At 41.5% G+C, this 1,442-nt stretch carries 4 protein-coding genes; 1 reads left to right on the top strand and 3 read right to left on the bottom strand.

Annotated elements, in window-relative coordinates; genetic code table 11:
- The 3 genes from B3180_RS13795 to B3180_RS13785 form a co-directional block, all read right to left on the bottom strand.
- The coding region (locus B3180_RS13795) for a hypothetical protein (RefSeq protein ID WP_286845077.1) at positions 1-261 on the bottom strand (261 nt) is incomplete at its 3' end.
- Between the two features lie 9 nt (positions 262-270).
- The gene (brnA, locus tag B3180_RS13790) at positions 271-504 is read right to left on the bottom strand and encodes a type II toxin-antitoxin system BrnA family antitoxin (RefSeq protein ID WP_054491263.1); all 234 of its coding nucleotides are present in this window, start codon (positions 502-504) and stop codon (positions 271-273) included.
- Positions 491-757 (bottom strand): BrnT family toxin, encoded by a 267-nt coding sequence (locus tag B3180_RS13785; RefSeq protein WP_054491264.1) that lies wholly within the window; start codon positions 755-757, stop codon positions 491-493. Before B3180_RS13785 ends, brnA begins: the two co-directional genes overlap by 14 nt.
- Before the next feature lie 253 nt (positions 758-1,010).
- On the opposite strand from B3180_RS13785, the gene B3180_RS13780 reads away from it, so the two are divergent.
- Positions 1,011-1,280: a helix-turn-helix domain-containing protein gene (locus B3180_RS13780; RefSeq protein WP_054491265.1), complete on the top strand. Its 270-nt coding sequence runs from the start codon at positions 1,011-1,013 to the stop codon at positions 1,278-1,280.
- Positions 1,281-1,442 lie beyond the last annotated feature (162 nt).

Raw genomic sequence — 1,442 nt, 5'->3', positions numbered from 1 at the left:
CTTTTCGTTATAGCGGTGAATAGCTTCCAGCAGTGCTCTTTCATCCGTCACGGTTTCGCTGCTGTAAACCACATAGCCTTCCGGGCCACCGCAAGCCTTTTTGCCCACAGGCAACACTTTACAGCTTTCAATGCTCTGCGCCGTAGGTGTGCCAATTAAGCTCTTTATGTCGGCCATGGTCACCGGCTCATCCGACGCTGACTGTGCGCTGCTGCAACCGGCTAAAAACAGCGTTGTAATAAAAGCTGCGAATAATTTCATAGACCTCTCCTAGACATTCCTTTGAATTTGTTCAAGCCGCTCTGCTAACCAAACTTTAATAATAGATTGTCTCGTTACACCAATTCGAGCAGCCTCTTCATCTAAAGAGTCTAGCATCCATTCAGGAAAGTCGACATTTACTCGCTTTTGTTTACGCATGGGTCTTTTCGACTTTTCCAGTTCAAGCTCATCAATGACGTCTTCATCCGAGTCAAACTTTTTGTCAAATTCACTCGCTTTCATAAAGCTTCACCTCACTATATCTAGAGCGTCTAACAGAAATAATCCTAATAGCTCTTAAGCGATAAGTAATTACAGCTGACCAGTGCTTTCCTTTATACTTGGCTATAACTAAATAACGTTCTTCATCTTGAGTTTTAGCCGGAATTTCAATTAACTCAGGGTCATTCCAAAGAGATTGAGCAGCGTAAAAATCAATTCCATGCTTTTGCAAGTTTGATAAACTTTTTGCTCCATCAAATTCAAAAGCTAACATCAAATATATACCATATATAAATAAAAATTAAGCTTAAATGGTATTAAAACATCATTATCAAATCATCTGACGAAAGCGTATTTGATGATCAGATATTGCATCAACGGTAGAAACATAAAAATCTTCGATACTGAGTAATATACAGGTTCAGTTACACCCAAAACCAATTAATAACCGATACCAGTTAATTTATATTGATAAACACCAAAAACCACCTATAATCACTTAAATCGGTGAATAAAAGGAGGGTGGTATGCCTAAACGCGTTAAAGCAACGGAAGCGCCTAATGTACCTGCAATTACCTGCCCAGAACTATTAGGTCAGCTTATTAAAGCTAAGCGTACAGGAATGAAGCTTAAACTTCGTGACTGTGCTGCATTGTGCGGCGTTGGCGTCAATACCTTGTCGCGTCTTGAGCGTGGCAACCCCAACACCACTCTGGCCGCAGCCTTTTCTGTGCTACAAGGCCTGGGTATTCAATTAACAGTAAAGTCAGACACTTCAGCCGAGGAGTGGGTGTAAATGCTGCATTCTGTTAATATCCGCTACGGAGAAAAAGTTGTTGGTCATATCGGTCTTAGTGAAGTAACCAAACTTCCGGTTATAGAGTACCAACAACACTGGAAAGGAAACGGCTTCCCTATCTCGCCTTCACTTTCCCTAGAGGGCTCTCATACACCAGCA

The organism is Idiomarina sp. UBA4206, from assembly GCF_002383015.1.
Classification (GTDB): domain Bacteria; phylum Pseudomonadota; class Gammaproteobacteria; order Enterobacterales; family Alteromonadaceae; genus Idiomarina; species Idiomarina abyssalis.
The sequence above is the reverse complement of the archived record's forward strand: the minus strand, read 5'-3'. Positions and strand labels throughout refer to the sequence as shown.